Consider the following 21,453-nt stretch of genomic DNA (forward strand, 5'->3'; position numbering starts at 1 on the left):
CAAATCGCTCTGAATTGCGGTAAATTGCCATCTGTTTCCGTTCCCGGTCACCCAATAGTCACCCAAAGGAGTTGGACAATGGCAAGCCTTAACGTCGAAAAAAGAAAACGCGCCAACGGCAAGATGAGTTACCGAGCAATAATCAGAGTTAAAAAAAGTGGGAAGATTATACACCAAGAAAGCAAAAGCTTCAGGGAGGATAAATTAGCCAAAGAGTGGGGTAAGCGACGAAGGAATATTATTGAGTCAGAGTTTGCCTCTGGCCAGCCGGCCAAACGAGTGTGCTCCATAGGAGAAATGATTGACCGGTATATATCCGATGACCGGTTATGGGAGAAAGCCAAACGCTCAAGGCGGTATGTCACCAATTTGCTACGGGATTCAATGCTGGCCAACGTACAAACTGACGAGCTAACACCTCAAAACCTCATTGACTATTGCCGACTTCGAAACGATGCGGGTGCATCACCAACAACGGTTCGTATCGATATCAGTGTTCTACGGTCAACCATGCGGTTAATGTCGTCGGCTCATGCCATATCTGTCGACCTGTCCGTTATCGATAACACCGTCCCCATATTGTTCGAACTTGGCCTGGTATCAAAATCCAAACGACGCAGCCGGCGACCTACCGAAAAGGAGATTGAGCGAATAAAGAAAGCCCTATTAAAACGCCAGGCAAATGTCAGAACTAAGATCCCATACATCGATATATTCGACTTCTCTATATTGTCCTGCATGCGCATTGGTGAGGTGTGCAAATTGCGATGGGATGACCTAGATACAAAGAGTAAAGCGGTACTGGTTCGTGATCGTAAAGACCCGAGAAAGAAAGAAGGCAACCACATGTGGTGTCCGCTGCTAGGTGGCGCATTTGAAATTGTTAGCCGGCAACCAAAGAAAGGCGAGCTAATTTTCCCATACCAATCAAAATCCGTGACCGCTGCATTTCAGCGTGTGCGAAAAGACCTGGGCATTGTCGACTTGCGGTACCACGACTTACGAAGAGAAGGTGCCAGCCGGCTATTCGAACGAGGCTACTCAATTGATGAGGTGGCAAGAGTCACTGGCCACCGGAACATCAACATGCTCTGGCAAGTTTATACCGAGCTTTATCCTGGCAAGATGAGAGATTTGTTTTAGTGCTGAATTTAATACCTTTTACCCCTATATATAAAAGAAAAATAAAGTCAGGGGGGGCATCGGAAAAAGGTAACATTGGTAACATTTTTTTGAAAAAAGCCTAAAACCCTTTATTTACAAGGCTTTCAGAAATCTAGCAAAAGGTAACATTAGGGTAACTAAAGAGTTACATGTTACCTTTTAAAAGTGTAACTTTCTTATTTTTGAAAAGTGATTAAAAACAAAGACTTAGAAAAATGTTACCTTTTACGTTACCTTTTGTTACCCCTAAAAGGTAACATTGAAAAATCAATAAATTCATATAGTTACAAGTGATTTTTACGGACTGTTACCAATGTTACCTTTTTCCGACACTCCCCCCCTACCTTTGAATTCTAAACTCGGTGCTTAATCTCTGTTTTTAGCCGTTAGTTTTCGTTGCAACTCGTTACTAGATAAGGGCTACAGTCTTTCCGGCAGGCTTCTCTATTGCTAACGTTCTGGCTTTTCGTTTGCACGTAATTTTTAAAAGCAAAAGTGGGCAGGCGAGGCGGGGTTAGCACCGCGCATTTCCAGCGCAATTCTGTAATTTTCAGACAAAAAAAGACCCGGCAGGTGCCGGGCCAACTTGCAGGTATCGGATAACCTGCATCCAGGGAGAACGCTTTACTCTTTGTCTTTGGATAGCGTGTAGGGCTTGAACCGAACGATTTGCTCGCCCGCCCAGTCATTTATTGAGGTGAATATAGCTCTCAACGATTCCATTTCGTTTGCGTCGAACACTTCAGCCGCCTTGCCTGAGTCACCAAAACCGCCAGTGTTGTTCGGAACTATACCCATTAGTTGAGGTGGTACTCGGTGAGCTGCTAGTTGATCATCGCGAGATACATTTTTGACGTTCAGGAACTCATCTTTGGCCGCGACCTCCGAAACCGGCATCAATTTGATTCCGTCCTTGTTACCACCAGGTGCGTAAAGCAGGAGGTTTCGAAAGTTTCCAGGGCCCTTACTGTCTTTTAGTGCTTTGCGCAGCGAATCAATATCATCTTCTTTTTGAAGCGCATCTGTCATGTAAAGAATGAAACCAGCGTGAGAACCATTCTCATAGTACTTTCGACGAAAAAGCGTTGCCGATTCATTCAAAAGTGAAGAGTTCATTGAGGCGGCATAGTCAGGTATTCCGTAAAGCTCCTGGTTAATGTCTGCCTCGGTTAACTGAAAAATTGAATCAGGGCTAAATTCGCGTGACTCGCGAAAGTTGGGAACCCACCAGAAATTATCCGAGTTGTAGCCTTTGCGCATATATTTGGCTGGAGAACGTTTGTACTGCAGTGTTTTGCCTGTTCGGCTTTTTACCCGCTCAACGTAGGCGTTTGCAAAAATAAGGAAATCAATAGCCAGCCCGGTGAACTCAGCAGTGCTTAATTTTGGATGAGGAATAAAGCAGCTGCGGAGGATATTCCGTTTCACCTGGATAGCACTAGCGTGATGAACCGCTGCCCGATAAATTCGAGACAGCCCATCAGGTGATAATGGCATTTCATACCACTTGCCGTTGTGCATAGCTTCGAGGTAGTCGAAAATATCACGGGTATTTAAGACCGGTGCTGGCTCCCCAAAAGTGAATGCTTCCATTTTCTGATTCTTGTTCATTAGTCGTATAACTCCATAAATCCGGATTTATTTCCGCTGCTACCTTCCAACGGTTCGTTGTGTAATGCGTGCATAATTGCCCAGGCTAAATCGGCATGACTTGCCTCTTTGGTGCGGCCAGCCTCATAGGTTGGCGCTCTACCTGATGCAGTAACTGACTTGCGAATGCTGATAAATGACTGAGCGATGTCAGTGCTGCCGGCGTCAAATTCCAGCCGCCCTTTGCTGATCACGTCATGACCCTTCATAACCAGCCGACCTTTAACTACCGGTGAGTATTGAAACGGTGTTGCTTGAGGGAAGAACTGCTTAACCAACTGGAACACGCCCTCGCCGATACCCGTAATATCGATACCGATATAAGTCACTCGGTACCGCTTGGTGATTTCCCGAATGGCGTCAGCCTGGGCTTTAAAATCCTTACCTCTCCATTGGTACTTCTCAAGTATCCGGAACTTGCCGCCATCGGTGACTGGCGGAGCAATAACAGCACAGCCGGCACTATCACCAATACCGCCTTTTGCCGGGTCGTACCCAATCCAAACCTCACGGTTAGCAAGCGGGCGTCCAGCCAACGGCTTGAAGTCTTCCCAAACTTCCCAACTGTCAACCATACAACGCTGCATCATTGGCATTGAGAAGACAGAAGACGTGTCATCTATAAACTGACACATAAGCAGGTTTTGGTATTCGTCCGGGCTGTACTCCAGTTTCAACTGGTCAAGGTCGAATAGGTCACAGCCACCGCGAACAGCATCTTCAACCGTAATAATTTGACGCCAGTGGCCATCGTCACATTTTTTTCCGTCGACCAAATTCGCGTGTGAAAGGTCTAGCTGTATTTTGTCTGCTTTCGCGCGGCCTCGGTTAAAATGGTCGCCCGACCAGAACGGATAAGCGTCATGCTCCAGGCTCGAAGGCGTTGAAAAGTAGGTTTGACGCCACTTTTTGTGCAGAGCCATGCCTGACGCAACCTTTCTAAACTCTTGGAATTTGTGTATCCAGAAATATTCATCCAGGTACAGGTTACCGTGGTAACTTTGCGCTGTTCTGGCGTTGGTACCTAAAAAGTAAAGATGAGCGCCATTCGGCAGCACCATCGGGTCGCCCCTTAGCTCAACGCCTACAATGTCTTTTACGAACTGAACAATATACTGACGGAATACATGTGCCTGGGCCTTACTGGCCGATAGGAAGATTTGGTTGCGGCCAGTCTCCAGGGCATCAATAAACGCCTCGTGGGCAAAGTAAAATGTCGCCCCTATTTGACGTGATTTAAGAATGTTCCGGATGCGGTGTTTTAAGCCTGCCTGGTACCAACCTTTTTGATAGTCAAACATCGTTTCGTGAAACGACTCAATCAGCTTGCTTTGCTGATCATCATCAATCGCGTTTCGCTCAGGCTTTTTGCGTGGTCCTTTATTGCGGTTAGCAACATTGGGGTTTAGGTCGGCTTCATTGCCGCCGTCGCTGTAGCGTTTCACTCTGGCCATGCGTTCTTGCTGACGCATGAGAAGGTCAATTTCTTTAAAATCCTTGCCTTCCTTTTGCTCCTTGTTGATAAGGGCAATCAGTCTGGCTTCAAGGTTTGCCTCGACCCTATCGAGCGGTTTTACTTTTTCCCACTGCTCGTTTTTCTTCCAGGTACTAATGGTCGACTCCGGAATGTCGAGCATTTCAGATATTCGGCGCAGCCGATAGCCCTGCCAATATAAATTCCTGGCCTGCAGCTTCGGGTCTAAATCGGGGTTGGTTCTTATTTTCATGCGGTCAGTCTACAAGCCGCAAAGCCACGTCCTATGCACTTTCAGTTGTTTATTAGCCTTTTACAACCCCAGTAAATTGACCGCACGCGCCTAGCTACTGACCATACCGATTAAAAACCCGAAACCGACAGGACCCTGACCATGGCTAAAAGCAAATTCTTTCGTGTAGCAACTGAAGGCGGCACGACCGATGGCCGAGTTATTGAACGCAGCTGGCTTGAACAGATAGCTGCAAACTACGACCAGGACAAATACGGCGCCCGCGTATGGCTTGAACACATTCGCGGATTACGACCAGACAGCGACTTCAAAGCGTACGGAGACGTGGTTGCCGTTAAAACCGAAGAGAACAGCGAAGGCAAATTGGTGCTTTATGCTCAGATTGAGCCAACCGAAAGCCTTGTAAAACTAAACCGCGACAAGCAGAAAATCTACTCATCCATTGAAGTTGAACCTAATTTTTCTGATACCGGCGAAGCCTACCTGATGGGTCTTGCGGTTACCGATAGCCCGGCAAGCCTTGGCACGGAAATGCTGGCATTCTCCGCAAAAACAGAGAACAGCCCGCTGGCCGGACGCAAGCAAAGCCCGACCACGTTATTCAGCGCCGCCATAGAATTCGATCTTGAACTTGAGGATGAAAACTCTGAGAGCGAAACGACAAAAGGCTCTGTTTTGCTCAACAAAGTTAGAACCCTTCTGAGCAAGCACAAAACGGCATCAAAAACCGACTTCACTGAAGTACATTCAGCGGTTGAGGAAATTGCCACACAGACCAGCGAGCTAATGGGCCAGTACAAAACTCAAATTGGCGAACTGGAAAAGCTGCAGAGCAACTTCAACGCACTCAAAAAAGAGTACGACGAAACAGCATCAGCATTCACCGAGTTGAAAAGCCAGCTAGACAGCGAGCCAGCTGGTCCACAGCGCCCTGCTGCTACTGGTGGCGGTGACACTGTAGCCACCGACTGCTAAGAGCGGCCAAGCAATCAACTGTTAATTAAGGAAAACAGAAATGCGCAACGATACACGAAAGCTTTTTAACGACTTCCAAACCCGGCTCGCTACCCTGAACGGTGTAGATAGTGTTGGAACGAAATTCAACGTTGAACCGAGCGTTCAGCAGACACTAGAAACCCGCATGCAAGAGAGCTCCGAGTTCTTGAATCGCATCAACGTGGTTGGTGTCGATGAACAGCAAGGCGAAAAACTGGGCTTGGGCATTAGCGGTACTATCGCTGGCCGAACCAACACAAGCCAGAATGACCGACAGCCGACTGACCCAACCGACATGGAAGGCAGCTCGTACTTCTGTAAGCAGACCAACTTCGACACGGCCTTACGCTATAGCAAAATCGATGCCTGGGCGAAGTTCCAGGACTTCCAGACCCGCATCCGTGACGCTATCTTAAAACGCCAGGCACTTGACCGCATCATGATCGGCTTTAACGGTACATCAGCAGCCACTCAGTCTGACCGCGCTACTAACCCATTGCTGCAGGACGTTAACATTGGTTGGTTGCAAAAAATGCGTGACCACGCTGCAGAGCGTGTTATGACCGAAGTGGTTGCCACTTCCGGAAAAATTACCGTTGGTGCCGGCGCTGATTACGAAAACCTTGACGCCCTGGTTTATGACATGGTGAACAACCTGATTGAACCTTGGTACCAGGACGACACCGAACTGGTCGTGCTAACTGGCCGCAAATTGCTTTCAGATAAGTACTTCCCGCTGGTGAATTCTGACTTACCACCAACTGAAAAAGCAGCAGCTGACATGATGATTAGTCAGAAGCGCTTAGGTGGATTACAGGCAGTTCGCCCTCCTCACTTCCCGGCCAACACCATCATGGTGACGCGCTTGGATAACCTTAGCCTGTACTGGCAGGAAGGCTCTCGCCGTCGCCACATCGTTGACAACCCGAAACGCGACCAAATCGAGAACTACGAGTCAAGCAACGACGCTTATGTAATCGAAGACTACGATTGCGCCGCGGTTGCTGAAAACATAGAGCTGGCTTAATTGCCGGCTCTGCCTCTTTTTTCTAACTTAGGGAGCGAGCTATGACCCCCGCAGAGAAACACCGCCACCGCGTACTGGCGGGCAAACGCACAAGCGATGATGAAAATGCATCACGCAAAGGCGCCAACCAGTACGAGCTGATGTTAATGCAGTTGGCTGAGCACAAGCGCAGCCTGAAACAAGCGCAGAGCATTGAGCGCAAAAAAGAAATGAAGTCAAAAATCGTGTCGGAATACGACGCCTACATTGACGGCGTTCTTGAGGCGCAATCAGGACAGCAGGACGACGTGCTAATGACCCTGCTTATCTGGCACATCGATGCCGGCAACTATGGCCGGGCATTAGAAATTGCTGAGTACGCCATCATTCACGACCTGCAAACACCTGATCAATACGAGCGCACCACTGGCTGCTTAATTGTTGAAGAAATTGCAACTGCAGCCCTGGCATCAGAAAACGACGAAGCGCCGTTTAGCCTGGAAACACTGAACCGTGTGCAGGACCTTACCGCTGAACTCGATATGTTTGACCAGGTGCGAGCTAAGTTCCTACGCGCACTGGCCGAAGCGCATGAGCGCCAAGGCAATGACGAAGAAGCCATTGGCTACTACGAAAAAGCGTTGAAACTGCATGACCGTGTTGGCTGCAAGCAGGCGTTAACCGCCCTTAAGAAGAAAGTTGAAAAAGACAGTGAGAGCAAAGGCTAAGCCTTTACTCGCTAACCGAGCGTAACCCGCGCGTCAGGCCGGCTCACTCCCTAATTTCTGCTCGCTGAATGATGGGAGTGACCACCGGCCACCCACGGAGGTAAATGTGAGTTTTTTTGCCGTAGAGCCTACACAAGACAGCCAGCAGATAATCCAAAGCTCTGCGTTCTGGCCTGACATCGATACAGCCAAACTCAGGGCCACGATGCGCCTGGATGGCACCGTGACTGACGAGCGCCTAATTCACTCAACCATCAATGCAGTGTCGTCCGTTAACAGTGAGCTCAAAGACTGGCGACAGGAGAAGCAAACCGAAGGCTATGAATCTCTGGATGCAGTACCAGCTGAGAAGATTAATAGCGAAAGCGTTTATGTCCACCTGTACGCCCGCGCTATCTATTCACTGACTCGGGCAAACCTGATAGAGCGGTTGCGAGACTATGACACCACCGGAGCCGGTGACAATGATGTTGACGCCCTGGCTGACACTATCACCAACCTTCACCGCGATGCTCGTTTTGCTATTCGCGACATTCTCGGCAAGAACCACTCAACCGTGGAGCTTATCTGATGGAGGTTAGAGCACAACAAGGCGACACCGTTGATGTTATTTGCCAACGCCATTTAAGGCGTACAGCTGGCGTTACTGAGCAAACACTTGAACTTAACCCGGGCCTTGCAGAGTTGGGGCCTGTTATTCCGAGAGGGACGCTAATAACACTGCCAGAAGTGACAGCGCCACCTCGTAAAAAGATGATCCAACTATGGGACTAGGCAGCGATGAATGAACCAGTAGGCGCAACTGCAGCGACAACAACAGCAACTACCGCCGCCTTGGCCGCCCCACTGCTAGGCATTGACCCTCTTATTGCCATTGGCGCAGTGACCGGTGCCGGCATTTTTATTATGAACGAACAGGGACACAGCAAAATAAAAGCGGTGTTTCTTTTCCTTATATCGGTGGCCTGCGGCTGCCTTGGCGCAAGCATTGCGGCAGACCTAATTGCCACCCTTTTACCAGGGAAGATAGACGTTAGCCACGGAGTCGGCGCCATACTCTCAAGCGCCGTATCAGTCCGCATCGTGCAAAAAGTAATTGCACTGACTGAAAGCCAGGCGCTGCACAATCTGCTAAAGGGCAAAACCAAATGACTATTCTCGGTATTGTTCACATTCTTGTTCTGACCGTTGTCGCATTCCGGATCATGCTGTTCACCCGAGCCGGAAGGCACAAACCCATCATTTCAGTGCTTGCCTACATCATCATGGTGTCGGCATTAACTGAGGTGATTGTGCATATCTCCATGCCAGCAACGGTAAGCCTTTCTCAGGTCATGATGGAAGCCGCTCTTGCCTTAGCGCTTATAGCACATCACGGCAACGTGGCCGAGCTTTTCAAAGCCACAAAAGACGGCTCTAAATTAAGCCAGCTTCTTTGCTGGACCAGCCAAAAAAAGAAGCGCAAGACAAAAACCAATAAACACCACGAGGTGAGCCCATGAAAGTCGGAAGCAAAGGACTGGACGTAAGAACGCTGCAGCAGCGTCTAAATAAAGCAGGTGCAAAGCCAAAGCTGGTTGTTGATGGCTGGTTTGGTGAGTCGACAAGGGTCGCTGTCATTGCGTTTCAAAAAGCCAACGGCATCATCCCTATAGGCATTGCCGGCCCCCGAACCCAGCGTGCCCTTCAGGGTTCAGTTGATCCGAAGCAGGCCAGTCAGAAAGACCTGCAAAAAGCAGCTGACCAGCTGGGTGTTAGCCTTGCGGTTATGGCAACCATCGCAGAGGTTGAGTCGGTGGGCGAAGGCTTCTTTGAGAGCACTGGTAAGCCCGTTATTTTATTTGAGCGGCATGTATTTTTCGAGCGCGCCAAAGCCACAGGCCTGTTTGATGAAGCACCCGCCCTACAAGGTAAATACCCAAACGTTTGCAACCCATCGCCAGGCGGCTATGCCGGTGGCACAGCAGAGTACCAACGCTTTAAGTTTGCCAGCACACTGTCTGCCACGGCGGCAAAAGAAAGCTGCAGCTGGGGCATGTTCCAAATCATGGGTTACCACTGGGAGCTTTTAGGGTACGACAGCGTCAACCACTTTGTTGAGGCCATGCACGAGAGCGAGGCTGCCCACCTCGATGCGGTCGTTAGTTTTATCCAGGCACATCAAGAAATGTACCAGGCATTAAAACAAAAAGACTGGGCTGAGTTTGCCCGTATGTACAACGGCCCTGCGTATCATCGCAATCTGTATGACGTGAAGCTGCAACGTGCCTATGAAGAAAGCCTTGAAGCTTTTCCTGAGTCAGAGGCTAAAACTCCAGAGAAGGCCAAGCCGGCACCAAAACGCAAGTCATCGCGTAAACCTCGGGGGCAAAAATAATGGACTGGTCAGATATAAAAGGCTTAGTCGGTACAGCTGCGCCGCTTCTGGGCTCTTTACTCGGACCCGCAGGCACAGCTGCAGGCGGCATGATAGCCTCCGCCTTAGGTGTTGAGGAAAGCCCTGAAGCCGTCATGCGGGCGATACAGCAAGACCCTCAAGCGGCGGTTAAGCTGCAGCAGATAGAGCGTGAGCACGAACGCGAACTGCGGAGTATGTTAATACAGGCCCAGACTGCTCAACTCACCCAGATAAATGAGACCATGCGAGTAGAGTTAAATACCGATGGTTGGTATAAGTCAGGTTGGCGTCCGATGATCGGTTATGTCACCAGCTTTTCATTTGCGGGGCTCATGGCTGGCCTAGTTTACGCACTATTTAAAGAGCCCGGGAAGGCCTCAGACATTATTGCCGAAGCATCTATTGTGCTGACCGCTATGCTGACCGTGTTAGGCGTTAACATCAGCAACCGCAGCGGTGATAAGCGTGCTCAATTAGGGCAGAACACACCTGGGATACTTGGCTCAATTGCTGAGCGTATCCGCAAACGGTGAGGTAGCGACATGAATAACAACGTGAACGTGATACTGCCAAAAGACGGCGCTATTCTCTCGGTACCTGGCGACACTTCAAATGAAGCCTTGCAAAAACTTGCCGAGCAACTGAACTCTATTTGGCCAGACCGCAAATTTTTGATGGTAGCCGGCGACGTCAAGAGTGTTTCCGAAGCTGAAATGAACCAGGCGGGTTGGTTTAAGCGAGATGATAAATGAATAAGCCAGGCGAACTCCGGGACATCATCAGCAATGCTGTGCCCCACCTAAAGAAAAACCCCGACACTCTGCACATATTTATCGACAAAGGTAAGTTGTACGCTACAGGCGCAAATCAGAACCTCAGCTTTGAATATCAGTTTGACTGCGTTGTTCTGGTAACGGACTACCGTGGCCACAGCGATGACATCATGGTTCCTATTCTTGCCTGGGTGGCTCAGCATCAACCTGAACTGATAAACAACCGTGATAAACGCGAGGATGGGATCACCTTTCGGGCTGAGCTCATCAATAAAAACACGGCTGATATTGAGGTCACTATAAAAATGACCGAACGCGTTAAGGTGAGTAATGATGGTAGTGGCAATGTGGTTGAGCATTTACCCGAACCACCCTTTGATGCTTACGAAGGGTTTGATTGGGAGCTTTACATTCAAGGCGAGAAGGTAGACGACACCAATGGCTGATGGTGTTCTTGATCCATTCGTTGACCGTATTCAGGCGCTGTTAGTTAAGCTGAATGACGGTCAACGCAAAGCTTTGGCCAGAGATATTAGCCGCCATCTTCGCGGCAGCCAGGCGAAACGCATACGTGAAAACAAGAACCCGGACGGCAGCGACTTTGAAGACCGCAAACCCCAACCAGAAATGCGCAAGCGTAAAGGTAACCTGCGCATGTTCCGCAAAATTCACAGGGCCAAAAACCTAAAAGCAAAAGGCACAGCAGACGAGGCTAGTGTCGCTTTCACTGGCTTCGCTAACCGTGTCGCCCGCGTTCACCAGTATGGATTACGAGACCGAGTGAACGAGCGAGGCCTGCAGCATAAATACCCTGAGCGGGAACTGCTAGGCCTGACCGATGAAGAGCGAGACTACATTGAAGAAACGATGGTTAAGCACGTCGACGCCGCACTTAATGACGATTAAATGCAGCCAGGCTTTTCTCTACTGACTCAATGACCTCACCGGTTTTACAGTTAACCATGCTTTCTATTCTGTCACCCCGGAATGTTCTTAACGCCCTGCGTTCATGGCAATAGGCATCCATGTATTGGCGCCCGTTACTCCCCCGTGCGCTTCTAAAATCCACCTTACGAATACTGACGTTAAAGTTAGCGTCGAAATAGGTGAGCTCATATACATCGCCACTATGAAGTTCAGAAACTCCCCGCGAAGGCTTTGGGTTAAACGACTTTTCCTTTTTATTTGCGGGCTTTTTGGGCTTATATTTTGGTTTAGCCGGCTCCGGCATTACCTTTCGCTCTAACTCAAGGTCGCAAACCTCACCGAGTAGCACTCGAATTTCGTCTGCCTCAGCTTTATCCAGAACACCGTCAGAAAGTGCGTGGTCAGTTGCCTGAAACAGCGTTCTTGTCACCGGGTCCATTAGGTAAGGCGGTGTGCAGTTTAATAGCTCCAGCAGCTGTTCCGCTTCCTTTTGCTCAACCTTGTCATCTTCAAGTATAAATTTGGCAAGAATGATTAGCTCATTTGATGGCTTCTCTGCAGGCCCCTCCTGCTTGCTCCCATCGGCTTTTTCAGCAGCATGTTTTTTTTGCTTCTCATTCATTTCGGCGCGCTCTTCCGGTGTCATGTTGTCATGTGCATAAGCCGCCCATCGAGCAAGTACCAGAACAACAGAAATAATGATACCGATAGTTACAGGAACCCAGCCTTCACTAACCATCATGGTTAACAATATGGAACAGACAACGAAGCCCACCACAAAGCCTGCCATGTGACGAACAACAACCCCTTTTCCCTTAGCCCTCATTGAGCGAACAACAAAACTCCATGCACAACCAAATACGAGCCATGCTAAAACTGAAGTGAAAATTTCCATATCAAATCCCTGAATCAATTTATGCCATAGCATCTTGCACAATCTCACATTTCTTTACAAACGACTTGTTAAAAAACAGTTCAAAACGTAATGTTTTGGCGCGCGCAATTCATTAACCCGCTAACCGGTTGGCACTTATGGAGTACACTTTTATGGAATCGAAAAATTTCCAGCCGGCAGACTTTACGGATCACGTAAACTGTGCAAGACTTATTGCAGTTGGGGTAAGCACCCAACGATTGAGCAGGCGGATTAAGCACCCGCAAGCTTTGACTCACGTAGGACATAGAAGACCCAATTTCCCCACATTCAGCCGCCTGGCTGGTGTTTTCAGCACGCACGCTGGTTTCGGGGGCATGGGTCGGGAGCCAAAGAAAACGCCCCCGTCTGTGCCTTCCTACGTGGGGCACTGCTTTGCGGCTACCCGATCCGCCTTATCTAAACACGTAGATAAGGTATTCAACATGATTTACACCTTCATTATTGCCCAACCGCGGCAAAAAATTGCGCAACTTAAGCGTGTCCGTACCGTCAGCGCCTTTGGCCGCACCGAAGCCGAAGCCCGCCGCGCCTTTAAAGGCCTGCCCCTTGTGCTGAAAAGCCGCACTCCGGACAACCAGGAGGACGCAGCATGAGTAAGTGCAATTGTTTTGAGCAAACCCTTAAAAAAATTGACGCTAAAATCAGGGAGCAGATTCCTGATAATGCGCGAGATGTTTCTATTGATTGGGAGAACCGCGTATTTATGTTTAACGGCGGTGACCACTCTCCTGTCAGCCCCAAAGTAAAGCTGGAATATCGCAAGATAAAACGCGACGGCGAGCCGGCAGCCAGTCTGACCAAAGACAGCATTTCAATTCTTCCTAGTTACTGCATGTTCTGCGGCCGCGAGTACCAGAAAGATGGAGGTGAGTCATGAGCTACGCATCAATCATTAAGCTGGACAGCAGCCACAACGAAAGCCTGATTGAGATATTCGAGGACAACTCTCTAATATCAAATGACCTGGTTGTTCGTGCCGGTCAGTTTTCTATGAACGCGACGTTCGAGCGCTGGATATTAACCCTCCAGAAGACACTGGAAAAACCTCATAACGAGTACGGCACACTGAGCGTTAACCACTCATGTGAGAGCAAGGCTTTTTCAGTGTTCAGCAATATCATTCTTACACCGGAAGAGGTCGCTGAAATTCGCAAGGCGTTGCCCACACTAACGTTCATCGACCGTCGCAAGGGGGTGCAGCATGGCTAAACAACCAGACATATTGCTCCGCCTAGCACAACTGGCGTACAAATCTGAAACCACCGTGGACGCCGCGAAAGAAATTGCGGCACTGCGTCAGAAGTGCGCTTATTTGCAGTCAGCCCTGGCAAGAACTGGGCACCCTAATGCGCTCCAGTTTCTGGCTAACGCCCGGGCAATTGATGATCATAAAGTTGTCGACTTCAACCAAGCCAGGGAGGTAACTCGTCATGTTTGATGCAGTAACCTACTGGCGTGAACGGCCAATTAAAAAGTTCGTCGTTAAGCTGGTTGACGGTGACGAGTTCCAGAACTTACTGGTGAGCGCACCGAACGAAACCCGAGCGCGAGAGCAGGCACTACAGAAGACGTCCCTTAGCAGTGAACATGCAGTGGTTAAGGAAATGCGACTGGCAGAGCCTGCCGACCTGGGCATTATGAACATTGACGCAATGACTCTGCACGACCACGAGAACGACTGGTACCGGAACATTGCCAATGAAACAGGCCTTAGCCTGGTTGAATATGGTGAAGTTAATGGCACCCGTCATTTCTACCTTTGCTCGATACCGGCACACAGGAAGATGAACGAGTGGATGTCAGAGCCAGACGAAGAGCTGAACCCGGCTATCACCAAAGAGCAAATGCATTCTGCCCTGCGTGATTGCATAAAAGCAATGCACAAAGTACGCAGTTTTGAAGGCACTGAAGAAGAGTTTTACAGCGCCTTACGCATGGCCGAATACCTGACACTAGAGCAGGAGGTGGAACATGCCTAGCGAAACCAAACAAGCAACCTACGAGGTAACCGCAGAGGAAGTCGCTAAAATTGCCGAACGCCTGACAGTTGCAAATGACTCTCTGTTTGACGCAATAGCGGTCTCCGATGGACTTTCCGCAATTGTTGAAGGCTTTCGTGACAACAACGAGCCAGGCAGTATTAGCCCGGCTCAGGTATCCCTGTTGCTCGAATGCTTACAGCAACGACTATCAACCTCCCTGGTTGATATCATGCAGTCGTTAAGCGACGCCTCTGAGGTGCTGCCCTTCGAGTAAGGCAAGTTAAAAGCCCGGCCAAGCGCCGGGCTTTTGTTTACTCCCTCGCCAACTCAATTACTTTCAGTTGTTTATTCTGCTTTTACAACCGCACCCAATAGCCCAAACCACACCGCCTCGGCACACTTAGCGCATGAGAGAATACATCGCCGACATAAACCGCCGCCTTGAGAACATGCTTCGCCTCGGAACCGTCAAAGAGGTTAAGCAGGGCTACTGCCGAGTAAAGACCGGCAGCCTCGTTCTTGACTGGCGGCCTTACTGGACTCAGCGAGCTGGCACGGCAAAAACTAGTTGGCGGCCAAGCGTCGGCGAGCAGGTATTAATTTTTTCGCCAGGTGGTGATTTGCACGGCGCGCTAATTGGACCGTCGTTTTACAGCGACGAGAACGACCAACCGGACGAGCACGAAACTCGTGACTACATCGAGTACCCGGACGGCGCCAAGATAATCTACGACCCGGAGACCAGCGAGCTAATTGCCCAGGGAATGAAAACGGCCCTGATCCAGGCATCTGAAAAGGTAACGGTCGACTGTCCTGAGACAGAAACCACCGGCAATTTAACCGTAAAAGGCAAATTAACAGTCGACGGTGAGAGCTTGCTGAAAGGCGCTAACACAATGAAAGCCGGCACAACCATTACCGGCGGCGCAGAAATTGACGGCATTAAGTTTGGCGAGCACAAACACCCAGGTGACAGCGGCGGCAAAACGGGAGTTCCTGAGTAATGTGGCAGGGCATGAACAAAAGCACAGGGCGAAAAATTACAGACGCTGAGCACATCAGCCAGTCTGTTACTGACATTATCAGCACGCCCATTGGCAGCCGTGTCATGCGTCGAAACTACGGCAGCTATGTGCCTCGGTTACTGGATTCGCCACAAAATAACGTTACCCGGATGCGTTTAGTTGCCGCAACCGTTATGGCATTAACTGAATTCGAGCCGCGCATTAGAGTTCGCAAGGTGGAAATCTACGCAGACGAAGGCGGTAAAGCAATGATGACTATTTTTGCAGACCGCTCAGACACCGGCGAAAGCTTAGAGATAGACCAAATTAGGATCGCAAGATGAGTGAAATAGATCTAAGCAAATTACCAGCCCCCGATGTTATCGAGAACACTTCTTATGAAGAAATACTCAGCGAAATGGTTGATGATTTAAAGGCATTAGACCCAGAAATAACACTGGTTGAGTCTGAGCCCTCATATAAAGTACTTCAAGTAGCTGCTTACAGAGAAATGATTCGCCGGCAGCGGGACAACGAACGCGTTAAGGGTCTGCTTGCAGCTTATGCGAAAGGCTCAGAACTCGACCATATTGGAGTCACTTATTACAACACTCCTCGACTGACAATAGTCCAGGCTAACCCTGACGCTTCGCCTCCGGTTGACGCAGTGATGGAGTCCGATGAGGATTACCTAAAGAGATTTTTACTCTCACCTGACGGCTGGAGTACAGCAGGGCCAAAGAACGCATACAAGTATCATGCTTTAAGTGCCGATGCTGATGTACTCGATGCTGTCCCATCTACCCCCGAACCAATGAAAGTAGTTGTGACAATCCTGTCTCGCACAGGAAATGGGAAAGCCTCCTCAGAGTTAATAGATAAAGTTTTCGAAGCATTAAGCGCTGATGAGGTTCGCCCTCAAACTGATTTAGTCACGGTATCTAGTGCCCAAATTGTGGAGTATCAGGTTTCAGCACAGCTAACAATTGAGGCAGGGCCCGACCCCGAGATAGTGCGAGCTGAAGCAGAGTCTTCGGTTTCAAAGTTTATTGCAGAACAAAGAAAGATTGGCAATACAGTCGTCAGAGACGCCCTGCTTTCTTCACTCTACGTTGAAGGTGTAAGAAGAGTAACCCTAAACCTTACAGGTGATGTGGTGTGCAACCAAAGCTCGGCCGCACACTGCACTTCAATAGAAGTAGGAATTTCCTAATGGAGTCTCTTCTACCTCCAAATTCAAGCAAGCTTGAAAGGAACCTCGAAAAAGTAACTGAACGGGCATCTAACATAGACGCCAAGTTTGCTTCTTTGTGGGACCCATGGGAGTGCCCAAAGCCCGTCCTACCATGGCTGGCGTGGGCGGTTGGAGTTAAAGAGTGGTCGTTATCCTGGCCGGAGTCGAGACAACGTTCAGTTATAGCGTCCTCAATGGATATTCGCCGTTCTGCAGGCACTGTTGCTGCCATCAGGCGTGCTGTTGAGTCCCTTGAGATTCAGAGCATTGAATATAGGGAGTGGCACGAATACAACGGCCAACCTGGGACATATCGCATAAATGCGACCCTGGAAGACCGAGGTATGACGCAAGAGCAATATGAGGAGCTGGTTCGCGTTCTAGAGTCTGCAGGCCGCTTATCGGCCTGGATGGACCCAGCCGGATTTACATTGGTTGGACGTGGTAAATTTTACTCTGCAAGCACTACCAGTAGCGGACAAATAACCACCGTACGCCCCCGATTGACCACTCAAACGACTCAAAACCATTCTGTGTTATCAGGCTCAGCTATCCATTCCAGCATAGCTGTATCTCTGCGACCTGATTTAACAACCCAGGTGACGCAGATTCAGAAAATATTATCGGGCTGGGCACTGAGAGCCACAGCGTTTATTACTGTTTACCCGGCTTAGGAGAAAACCATGGCAGGCGATTTTTACACCGTCCTGACGGACATCGGAAAACAAAAACAGGCTACTTACCAGGCTGGTGGCCCCGCTGTTGAACTTGCAACGATATGTGCTGGTACCGGTGGCGGAGACAGCTATTACAGTAACTATAACAAAGCTGAGCTTGAAGCTTTGGCCGACCTGGTAGATAAGGTTTGGGAAGAACCAATTAACCACCTGGGTGTAGACGAGAACAACCCTAACTGGGTTGTGACTGAAGGCGTCATCCCTGTTGATGAAGGTGGATGGATGATCCGTGAAGTTGGCATAAAAGACATCGATGGAGACTTGATTGCCGTTGGTCGCTTTCCTCCTACTTACAAGCCGTCTCTTAATGATGGCGCAGCGCAAGACCTTTTGATTCGCTCTATTAGTGAGTGGGGCAACGCAGAAGCGGTAGCGCTTAATGTCGACCCCGCTATAGCGCTTGCTTCCCGTGGAATGGTTGAAACTCACGTGGCCGAGCGAATTCAGCGTGAAGACCAGGTGACGGGTAAGCATTACAAACTGGTTTATGTGAACGGCTACATAGGAACTGAGGAATTAAGCAATGATTAGTATGCCAAGAAATAGCCTGAAAACAGCTCAGGACTTCGAAAGAATGCACGCTTTAGCTGTCTCTGGAGAGCTAAAGGAGTCATGCACTGAATGCCTAAAGGTATATTGGCAGTCACTACTAAACGGCCAATACCGTTATGACCGCACGCGAAAACTTGAAGCAGGAGAGGAACCGGCCGGAGGCGAACCTGACTACAAAGTGATAGATGAGCCAAACGAAAGCGGTGAAGTCGAACGGTGGCAATATGATCGTGTCATTGATGACCGTTCACGGATTAATGCACTGGGTTTCACTCCAGAATATGTGCAAACGAAAATAGATGAATTGGAGCAACTGTAATGATTCATATTGAAGCAGCGAAAATGCCTGGTTTTATCGCGATTATGGGGCAAGTTGCAGCAGCTGGTGCAACCACACTGAACATTCCTGATATGGCAGTAAACATAGGTGGCCATGGTCAGGGCTTTATCATCAATGCTCTATCGGGCTGGTCACCTGTCGACAACCAGGACGGAACTATCGGCTCTGAAATGCAGCTTGGAGATGATATTTACCTTTATGCTACGGCTAACCCTACTGGTGTTGCCGACTTAGTTGCGTCTAAAAACATTACGGCGCCTGACGGTTACGACACCTTAAACTCGCGCAGAATTGGCGGCTTTCACTTTGGTCTCTGGCGCCCAACTTCTGAGCGTTACAACAAAGCATATGTACCCCAAACTATAATTGTACCGACGTCTGTGTGGGATCAAAATCACCGCCCAACCTGCGACCCTTCCGGCATGGTTGAAGTCATCAAAGGGCAGCTATGGGCTGACATATATTTATCTAGTGAAGATGGAACGCCATGGCCGGAAACTGTTCCCCTATCGCGTTATGGCGCAACACCTCTGTCGGGAGCTAACGGGTTTAGTCGATTTTTAGACACTCCAATTCTCGCAGCTAACTCGGGGAAACGATTACCGACGGTAGCTGAATTTTTCCGTTATGCAGATGGTAGTCCCGAGGGTGACGATACCAATAACGATACAGCTTGGTGCGCAACCTCAAACTCAGATCATGCTGCCACTGGAACGGTAGTTAAAGCTGTAAGCTGTGTTGGCGTCGTTGATGCAGTAGGAAATCTTTGGGAACCAACATCAGAACATTACGATATAGGTAGCCTGAACGACAGTGACTTCGTGGACGTTCGCACCGATTTAGAGAACGGTAAAGATTCTTCGCATATGCGAGGCGAAGCTAATATTGTTAAATGGCGCCTGTACCTAGTGGGTGGCGGGAAAGTCAACGGTTCATCTGCAGGAGCCCGCACCATAGCAGCTAACAATAACCCAGTTAATGTTATTTCATCAGTAGGTTTACGCTGTGTCGCACCTGCTCGACAAGTATAAACTAATTTAACGAACAGAGGCGGCACGTCGCCTCTGTCACGCCCTTTTTGTTGTTTATTCTCCTTTTACAACCGCACCCAATAGCCCACACGCCCTGCCAAATGCACACTTAGCGTTGCAAATACCAAACTGTATTAGTCAACCGGACCGGAGATAATCATGACTGAATACCATCACGGTGTGCGGGTCGTTGAAATAAACGATGGCACACGCACCATTAGCATTGTGGCCACAGCGGTTATCGGCGCAGTCTGTACTGCATCAGACGCTGACGCTGAAATGTTCCCGCTGAACAAACCCGTATTATTCACACGTCCTAAAGATGCTCTTGCCGGGGCAGGCACTGAAGGCACACTACGCAAGACCTTAAAGGGCATTTCTGACATGGTTAATACGCCAACCGTCATTGTGCGTGTAGAAGAAGGCGTCGATGCCGCAGAAACTACCAGCAAGGTTATTGGCGCTGTAGAAGCTGACGGCTCTTACACTGGACTGCAGGCGTTATTAATAGCTCAGTCTTCGCTTGGCGTTAAGCCTCGAATTATCGGCGCTCCTGGACTCGATGAGCAAGCCGTAGCCACCGAGATTGGCGCTATCACTAAGAAGCTTAGAGGCTTTGGTTATGTCAGCAGCGCCGGCGCGGCCACCAAAGAGGAAGCCATTACCTACCGCGATAACTTTGGCGAGCGCGAACTGATGGTTATTCATGGTGACTTCACAGCTTGGAATACCGATACTAGCGCATCAGAGCAAAGCTACGCAACGGCACGTGCATTAGGCTTACGCGCTTATATCGACAAAACTTTTGGCTGGCACAAGACACTGTCTAACGTTGCGGTCAGCGGTGTTGATGGTTTAACCAAGCCTATATTCTGGGACCTTCAAGATCCATCAACTGATGCCAATCTCTTAAATGAGAACGACATTACCGTTCTTATTCGTGAACAAGGCTTCCGTTTCTGGGGCTCTCGCACCTGCTCTGCAGATCCTTTATTCCAGTTCGAAAACTACACTCGAACCGCTCAGGTCTTGGCTGACACCGTAGCAGAAGCTCACATGTGGGCAGTTGATAAGCCGATCACGCCAACGTTGATAAAAGATATTGTCGACGGCATCAACGCCAAGTTCCGGGAGCTTCGCACTCAGGGTTATATCGTTGATGCGCAAGCTTGGTACAACGAGGAAATTAACGATAAGGATACGCTGAAAGCCGGCAAACTCTTTATCGATTACGACTACACGCCAGTGCCTCCGTTGGAAGATTTGCAGTTCCAGCAGCGTATCACTGACCGTTACCTGATGAACTTTGCCAGCGGCTCAGCTGCAGCATAAGGAGTAGAACATGGCTTTGCCACGCAAACTAAAACACATGAACATGTTCCTGGACGGCGATAGCTGGGCAGGAATTGCAGAATCTTTCACCCCTGCAAGCCTAGCTCGCAAAACCGAAGCGTACCGCGGCGGTGGTATGCCAGGCGGAGTGAAGGTCGACATGGGCTATGAAGATGACGCCCTAGACACACAAGCCGTTATCGGCGGCTTTGATGAGCGGATTCTTCGTCATCATGTCAAAGAGACCGTCGATGGTTTACAGGTTCGTTTCCTCGGCTCATATCAGCGCGACGACACTGGTGAGGTTGTCGAGGTTGAAATAGTTCAACGAGGACGAATCCTGAGCGACGACCAGGGCGAACAAAAAGGCGGTGAGAATAACCAGAATACCGTTTCTTTCGCTAATACCTACTACAAATGCACAGTCAACGGTGAAGTGCTCCGCGAAGTAGACCTGGTTGCCATGATTGACAAGGTTGGTACCGAAGACCGAATGGAAAAACATCGCACAGCCATCGGTCTATAACCTTTGAACTAACTGGCCCCTTTCCGGGGCCTCATTTCTAAAATTGGAGAACACACTTATGAGTCAAAAAAATGCGCCGGTTACCGCAATTGTAGACCTTGACTACCCTATCAAGCGCGGAGACAAAGAAATTAAACGCATTGAGCTACGCAAGCCGCGTGCTGGAGAAATGCGCGGACTTTCATTAACTGACGTGCTGCAAATGGAGTACAACGCATTAAACCGTTTGTTACCTCGCATCACTCAGCCAACTCTAACTGAACCCGAAATCATGAACTTAGACCCAGCTGACTTGCTGCAGATTGGAACCGAGGTGACCAATTTTTTGTTAAGCAAGAAGATGCGTGGGGAGATGGACGAGGAAGCTCAGACGCAGAGCAGTTAGAGCTGCCCAATAAAGTTGATGACT

The 21,453-nt window shown here is 49.3% G+C and carries 32 protein-coding genes; 29 read left to right on the top strand and 3 right to left on the bottom strand.

Annotated elements, in window-relative coordinates:
• The first annotated feature begins 297 nt into the window (after positions 1-297).
• Positions 298-1,143, top strand: a complete 846-nt coding sequence (locus tag ACN0TF_RS10665; RefSeq protein WP_417441898.1) for a tyrosine-type recombinase/integrase — start codon at positions 298-300, stop codon at positions 1,141-1,143.
• A gap of 645 nt (positions 1,144-1,788) precedes the next feature.
• On the opposite strand, the gene ACN0TF_RS10670 is transcribed toward ACN0TF_RS10665, so the two are convergent.
• The gene (locus ACN0TF_RS10670) at positions 1,789-2,775 is read right to left on the bottom strand and encodes a phage portal protein (RefSeq protein ID WP_417441899.1); all 987 of its coding nucleotides are present in this window, start codon (positions 2,773-2,775) and stop codon (positions 1,789-1,791) included.
• The gene (locus ACN0TF_RS10675) at positions 2,775-4,541 is read right to left on the bottom strand and encodes a terminase ATPase subunit family protein (RefSeq protein WP_417441900.1); all 1,767 of its coding nucleotides are present in this window, start codon (positions 4,539-4,541) and stop codon (positions 2,775-2,777) included. The genes ACN0TF_RS10670 and ACN0TF_RS10675 overlap by 1 nt, the downstream gene beginning before the upstream one ends.
• Positions 4,542-4,682: 141 nt before the next feature.
• Here ACN0TF_RS10675 and ACN0TF_RS10680 point away from each other — a divergent pair, with 141 nt between their 5' ends.
• From ACN0TF_RS10680 to ACN0TF_RS10735, 12 genes are all read left to right on the top strand, one after another.
• Positions 4,683-5,516, top strand: a complete 834-nt coding sequence (locus ACN0TF_RS10680) for a GPO family capsid scaffolding protein (protein WP_417441901.1) — start codon at positions 4,683-4,685, stop codon at positions 5,514-5,516.
• 40 nt (positions 5,517-5,556) lie between these two features.
• Positions 5,557-6,564 carry a phage major capsid protein, P2 family gene (locus ACN0TF_RS10685; RefSeq protein ID WP_417441902.1) on the top strand — a complete coding sequence of 336 codons (1,008 nt, stop codon included), beginning with the start codon at positions 5,557-5,559 and terminating at the stop codon, positions 6,562-6,564.
• A 41-nt stretch (positions 6,565-6,605) separates the two neighbouring features.
• Positions 6,606-7,271 (top strand): phage terminase small subunit, encoded by a 666-nt coding sequence (gene gpM / locus ACN0TF_RS10690; protein ID WP_417441903.1) that lies wholly within the window; start codon positions 6,606-6,608, stop codon positions 7,269-7,271.
• A 106-nt stretch (positions 7,272-7,377) separates the two neighbouring features.
• Positions 7,378-7,842: a head completion/stabilization protein gene (locus ACN0TF_RS10695; RefSeq protein ID WP_417441904.1), complete on the top strand. Its 465-nt coding sequence runs from the start codon at positions 7,378-7,380 to the stop codon at positions 7,840-7,842.
• The gene (locus tag ACN0TF_RS10700) at positions 7,842-8,045 is read left to right on the top strand and encodes a tail protein X (RefSeq protein ID WP_417441905.1); all 204 of its coding nucleotides are present in this window, start codon (positions 7,842-7,844) and stop codon (positions 8,043-8,045) included. Before ACN0TF_RS10695 ends, ACN0TF_RS10700 begins: the two co-directional genes overlap by 1 nt.
• Before the next feature lie 6 nt (positions 8,046-8,051).
• Entirely contained in the window at positions 8,052-8,423 is a 372-nt protein-coding gene (locus ACN0TF_RS10705) for a putative holin (RefSeq protein WP_417441906.1), read from the top strand.
• Positions 8,420-8,773, top strand: coding sequence for a phage holin family protein (locus tag ACN0TF_RS10710; protein ID WP_417441907.1), 354 nt, complete (start codon positions 8,420-8,422; stop codon positions 8,771-8,773). Before ACN0TF_RS10705 ends, ACN0TF_RS10710 begins: the two co-directional genes overlap by 4 nt.
• Entirely contained in the window at positions 8,770-9,648 is an 879-nt protein-coding gene (locus ACN0TF_RS10715) for an N-acetylmuramidase domain-containing protein (protein WP_417441908.1), read from the top strand. The genes ACN0TF_RS10710 and ACN0TF_RS10715 overlap by 4 nt, the downstream gene beginning before the upstream one ends.
• Positions 9,648-10,202, top strand: a complete 555-nt coding sequence (locus ACN0TF_RS10720; protein WP_417441910.1) for a 3TM-type holin — start codon at positions 9,648-9,650, stop codon at positions 10,200-10,202. Before ACN0TF_RS10715 ends, ACN0TF_RS10720 begins: the two co-directional genes overlap by 1 nt.
• Before the next feature lie 9 nt (positions 10,203-10,211).
• The gene (locus tag ACN0TF_RS10725) at positions 10,212-10,421 is read left to right on the top strand and encodes a hypothetical protein (protein ID WP_417441912.1); all 210 of its coding nucleotides are present in this window, start codon (positions 10,212-10,214) and stop codon (positions 10,419-10,421) included.
• Positions 10,418-10,888, top strand: a complete 471-nt coding sequence (locus ACN0TF_RS10730) for a phage tail protein (RefSeq protein ID WP_417441913.1) — start codon at positions 10,418-10,420, stop codon at positions 10,886-10,888. The genes ACN0TF_RS10725 and ACN0TF_RS10730 overlap by 4 nt, the downstream gene beginning before the upstream one ends.
• Positions 10,881-11,348: a phage virion morphogenesis protein gene (locus ACN0TF_RS10735; protein ID WP_417441914.1), complete on the top strand. Its 468-nt coding sequence runs from the start codon at positions 10,881-10,883 to the stop codon at positions 11,346-11,348. Before ACN0TF_RS10730 ends, ACN0TF_RS10735 begins: the two co-directional genes overlap by 8 nt.
• Here the strand turns inward: ACN0TF_RS10735 and ACN0TF_RS10740 are convergent.
• Positions 11,335-12,264, bottom strand: a complete 930-nt coding sequence (locus ACN0TF_RS10740) for a WYL domain-containing protein (protein WP_417441915.1) — start codon at positions 12,262-12,264, stop codon at positions 11,335-11,337. The genes ACN0TF_RS10735 and ACN0TF_RS10740 overlap by 14 nt on opposite strands.
• Before the next feature lie 464 nt (positions 12,265-12,728).
• Between ACN0TF_RS10740 and ACN0TF_RS10745 the strand changes: the two genes are divergently transcribed.
• From ACN0TF_RS10745 to ACN0TF_RS10820, 16 genes are all read left to right on the top strand, one after another.
• On the top strand, positions 12,729-12,899 hold the full coding sequence (locus ACN0TF_RS10745) for a hypothetical protein (RefSeq protein ID WP_417441916.1): 171 nt from the start codon (positions 12,729-12,731) through the stop codon (positions 12,897-12,899).
• Positions 12,896-13,183, top strand: coding sequence for a hypothetical protein (locus ACN0TF_RS10750; RefSeq protein WP_417441917.1), 288 nt, complete (start codon positions 12,896-12,898; stop codon positions 13,181-13,183). The genes ACN0TF_RS10745 and ACN0TF_RS10750 overlap by 4 nt, the downstream gene beginning before the upstream one ends.
• Positions 13,180-13,515 carry a hypothetical protein gene (locus ACN0TF_RS10755; RefSeq protein WP_417441918.1) on the top strand — a complete coding sequence of 112 codons (336 nt, stop codon included), beginning with the start codon at positions 13,180-13,182 and terminating at the stop codon, positions 13,513-13,515. Before ACN0TF_RS10750 ends, ACN0TF_RS10755 begins: the two co-directional genes overlap by 4 nt.
• The gene (locus ACN0TF_RS10760) at positions 13,508-13,744 is read left to right on the top strand and encodes a hypothetical protein (protein WP_417441919.1); all 237 of its coding nucleotides are present in this window, start codon (positions 13,508-13,510) and stop codon (positions 13,742-13,744) included. Before ACN0TF_RS10755 ends, ACN0TF_RS10760 begins: the two co-directional genes overlap by 8 nt.
• Complete coding sequence (locus ACN0TF_RS10765; protein WP_417441920.1) at positions 13,737-14,285, top strand: hypothetical protein; 549 nt, start codon at positions 13,737-13,739, stop codon at positions 14,283-14,285. Before ACN0TF_RS10760 ends, ACN0TF_RS10765 begins: the two co-directional genes overlap by 8 nt.
• Positions 14,278-14,562: a hypothetical protein gene (locus ACN0TF_RS10770; protein WP_417441921.1), complete on the top strand. Its 285-nt coding sequence runs from the start codon at positions 14,278-14,280 to the stop codon at positions 14,560-14,562. Before ACN0TF_RS10765 ends, ACN0TF_RS10770 begins: the two co-directional genes overlap by 8 nt.
• A gap of 133 nt (positions 14,563-14,695) precedes the next feature.
• The gene (locus tag ACN0TF_RS10775) at positions 14,696-15,292 is read left to right on the top strand and encodes a phage baseplate assembly protein V (RefSeq protein WP_417441922.1); all 597 of its coding nucleotides are present in this window, start codon (positions 14,696-14,698) and stop codon (positions 15,290-15,292) included.
• Positions 15,293-15,303: 11 nt separating this feature from the next.
• The gene (locus tag ACN0TF_RS10780; RefSeq protein ID WP_417441923.1) at positions 15,304-15,636 is read left to right on the top strand and encodes a GPW/gp25 family protein; all 333 of its coding nucleotides are present in this window, start codon (positions 15,304-15,306) and stop codon (positions 15,634-15,636) included.
• Positions 15,633-16,505: a baseplate assembly protein gene (locus ACN0TF_RS10785; protein WP_417441924.1), complete on the top strand. Its 873-nt coding sequence runs from the start codon at positions 15,633-15,635 to the stop codon at positions 16,503-16,505. The genes ACN0TF_RS10780 and ACN0TF_RS10785 overlap by 4 nt, the downstream gene beginning before the upstream one ends.
• On the top strand, positions 16,505-17,200 hold the full coding sequence (locus tag ACN0TF_RS10790) for a phage tail protein I (protein WP_417441925.1): 696 nt from the start codon (positions 16,505-16,507) through the stop codon (positions 17,198-17,200). Before ACN0TF_RS10785 ends, ACN0TF_RS10790 begins: the two co-directional genes overlap by 1 nt.
• Positions 17,201-17,209: 9 nt before the next feature.
• Positions 17,210-17,794 carry a phage tail protein gene (locus tag ACN0TF_RS10795; RefSeq protein WP_417441926.1) on the top strand — a complete coding sequence of 195 codons (585 nt, stop codon included), beginning with the start codon at positions 17,210-17,212 and terminating at the stop codon, positions 17,792-17,794.
• Positions 17,787-18,134 carry a hypothetical protein gene (locus tag ACN0TF_RS10800; protein ID WP_417441927.1) on the top strand — a complete coding sequence of 116 codons (348 nt, stop codon included), beginning with the start codon at positions 17,787-17,789 and terminating at the stop codon, positions 18,132-18,134. The genes ACN0TF_RS10795 and ACN0TF_RS10800 overlap by 8 nt, the downstream gene beginning before the upstream one ends.
• Complete coding sequence (locus ACN0TF_RS10805) at positions 18,134-19,186, top strand: SUMF1/EgtB/PvdO family nonheme iron enzyme (RefSeq protein WP_417441928.1); 1,053 nt, start codon at positions 18,134-18,136, stop codon at positions 19,184-19,186. The genes ACN0TF_RS10800 and ACN0TF_RS10805 overlap by 1 nt, the downstream gene beginning before the upstream one ends.
• Before the next feature lie 159 nt (positions 19,187-19,345).
• Complete coding sequence (locus ACN0TF_RS10810) at positions 19,346-20,518, top strand: phage tail sheath protein (protein WP_417441929.1); 1,173 nt, start codon at positions 19,346-19,348, stop codon at positions 20,516-20,518.
• 10 nt (positions 20,519-20,528) lie between these two features.
• The gene (locus ACN0TF_RS10815; protein WP_417441930.1) at positions 20,529-21,044 is read left to right on the top strand and encodes a phage major tail tube protein; all 516 of its coding nucleotides are present in this window, start codon (positions 20,529-20,531) and stop codon (positions 21,042-21,044) included.
• 58 nt (positions 21,045-21,102) lie between these two features.
• On the top strand, positions 21,103-21,429 hold the full coding sequence (locus ACN0TF_RS10820) for a phage tail assembly protein (RefSeq protein WP_417441931.1): 327 nt from the start codon (positions 21,103-21,105) through the stop codon (positions 21,427-21,429).
• Positions 21,430-21,453: the final 24 nt, after the last annotated feature.

The organism is Idiomarina sp. (assembly GCF_048265525.1).
Lineage (GTDB): Bacteria > Pseudomonadota > Gammaproteobacteria > Enterobacterales > Alteromonadaceae > Idiomarina.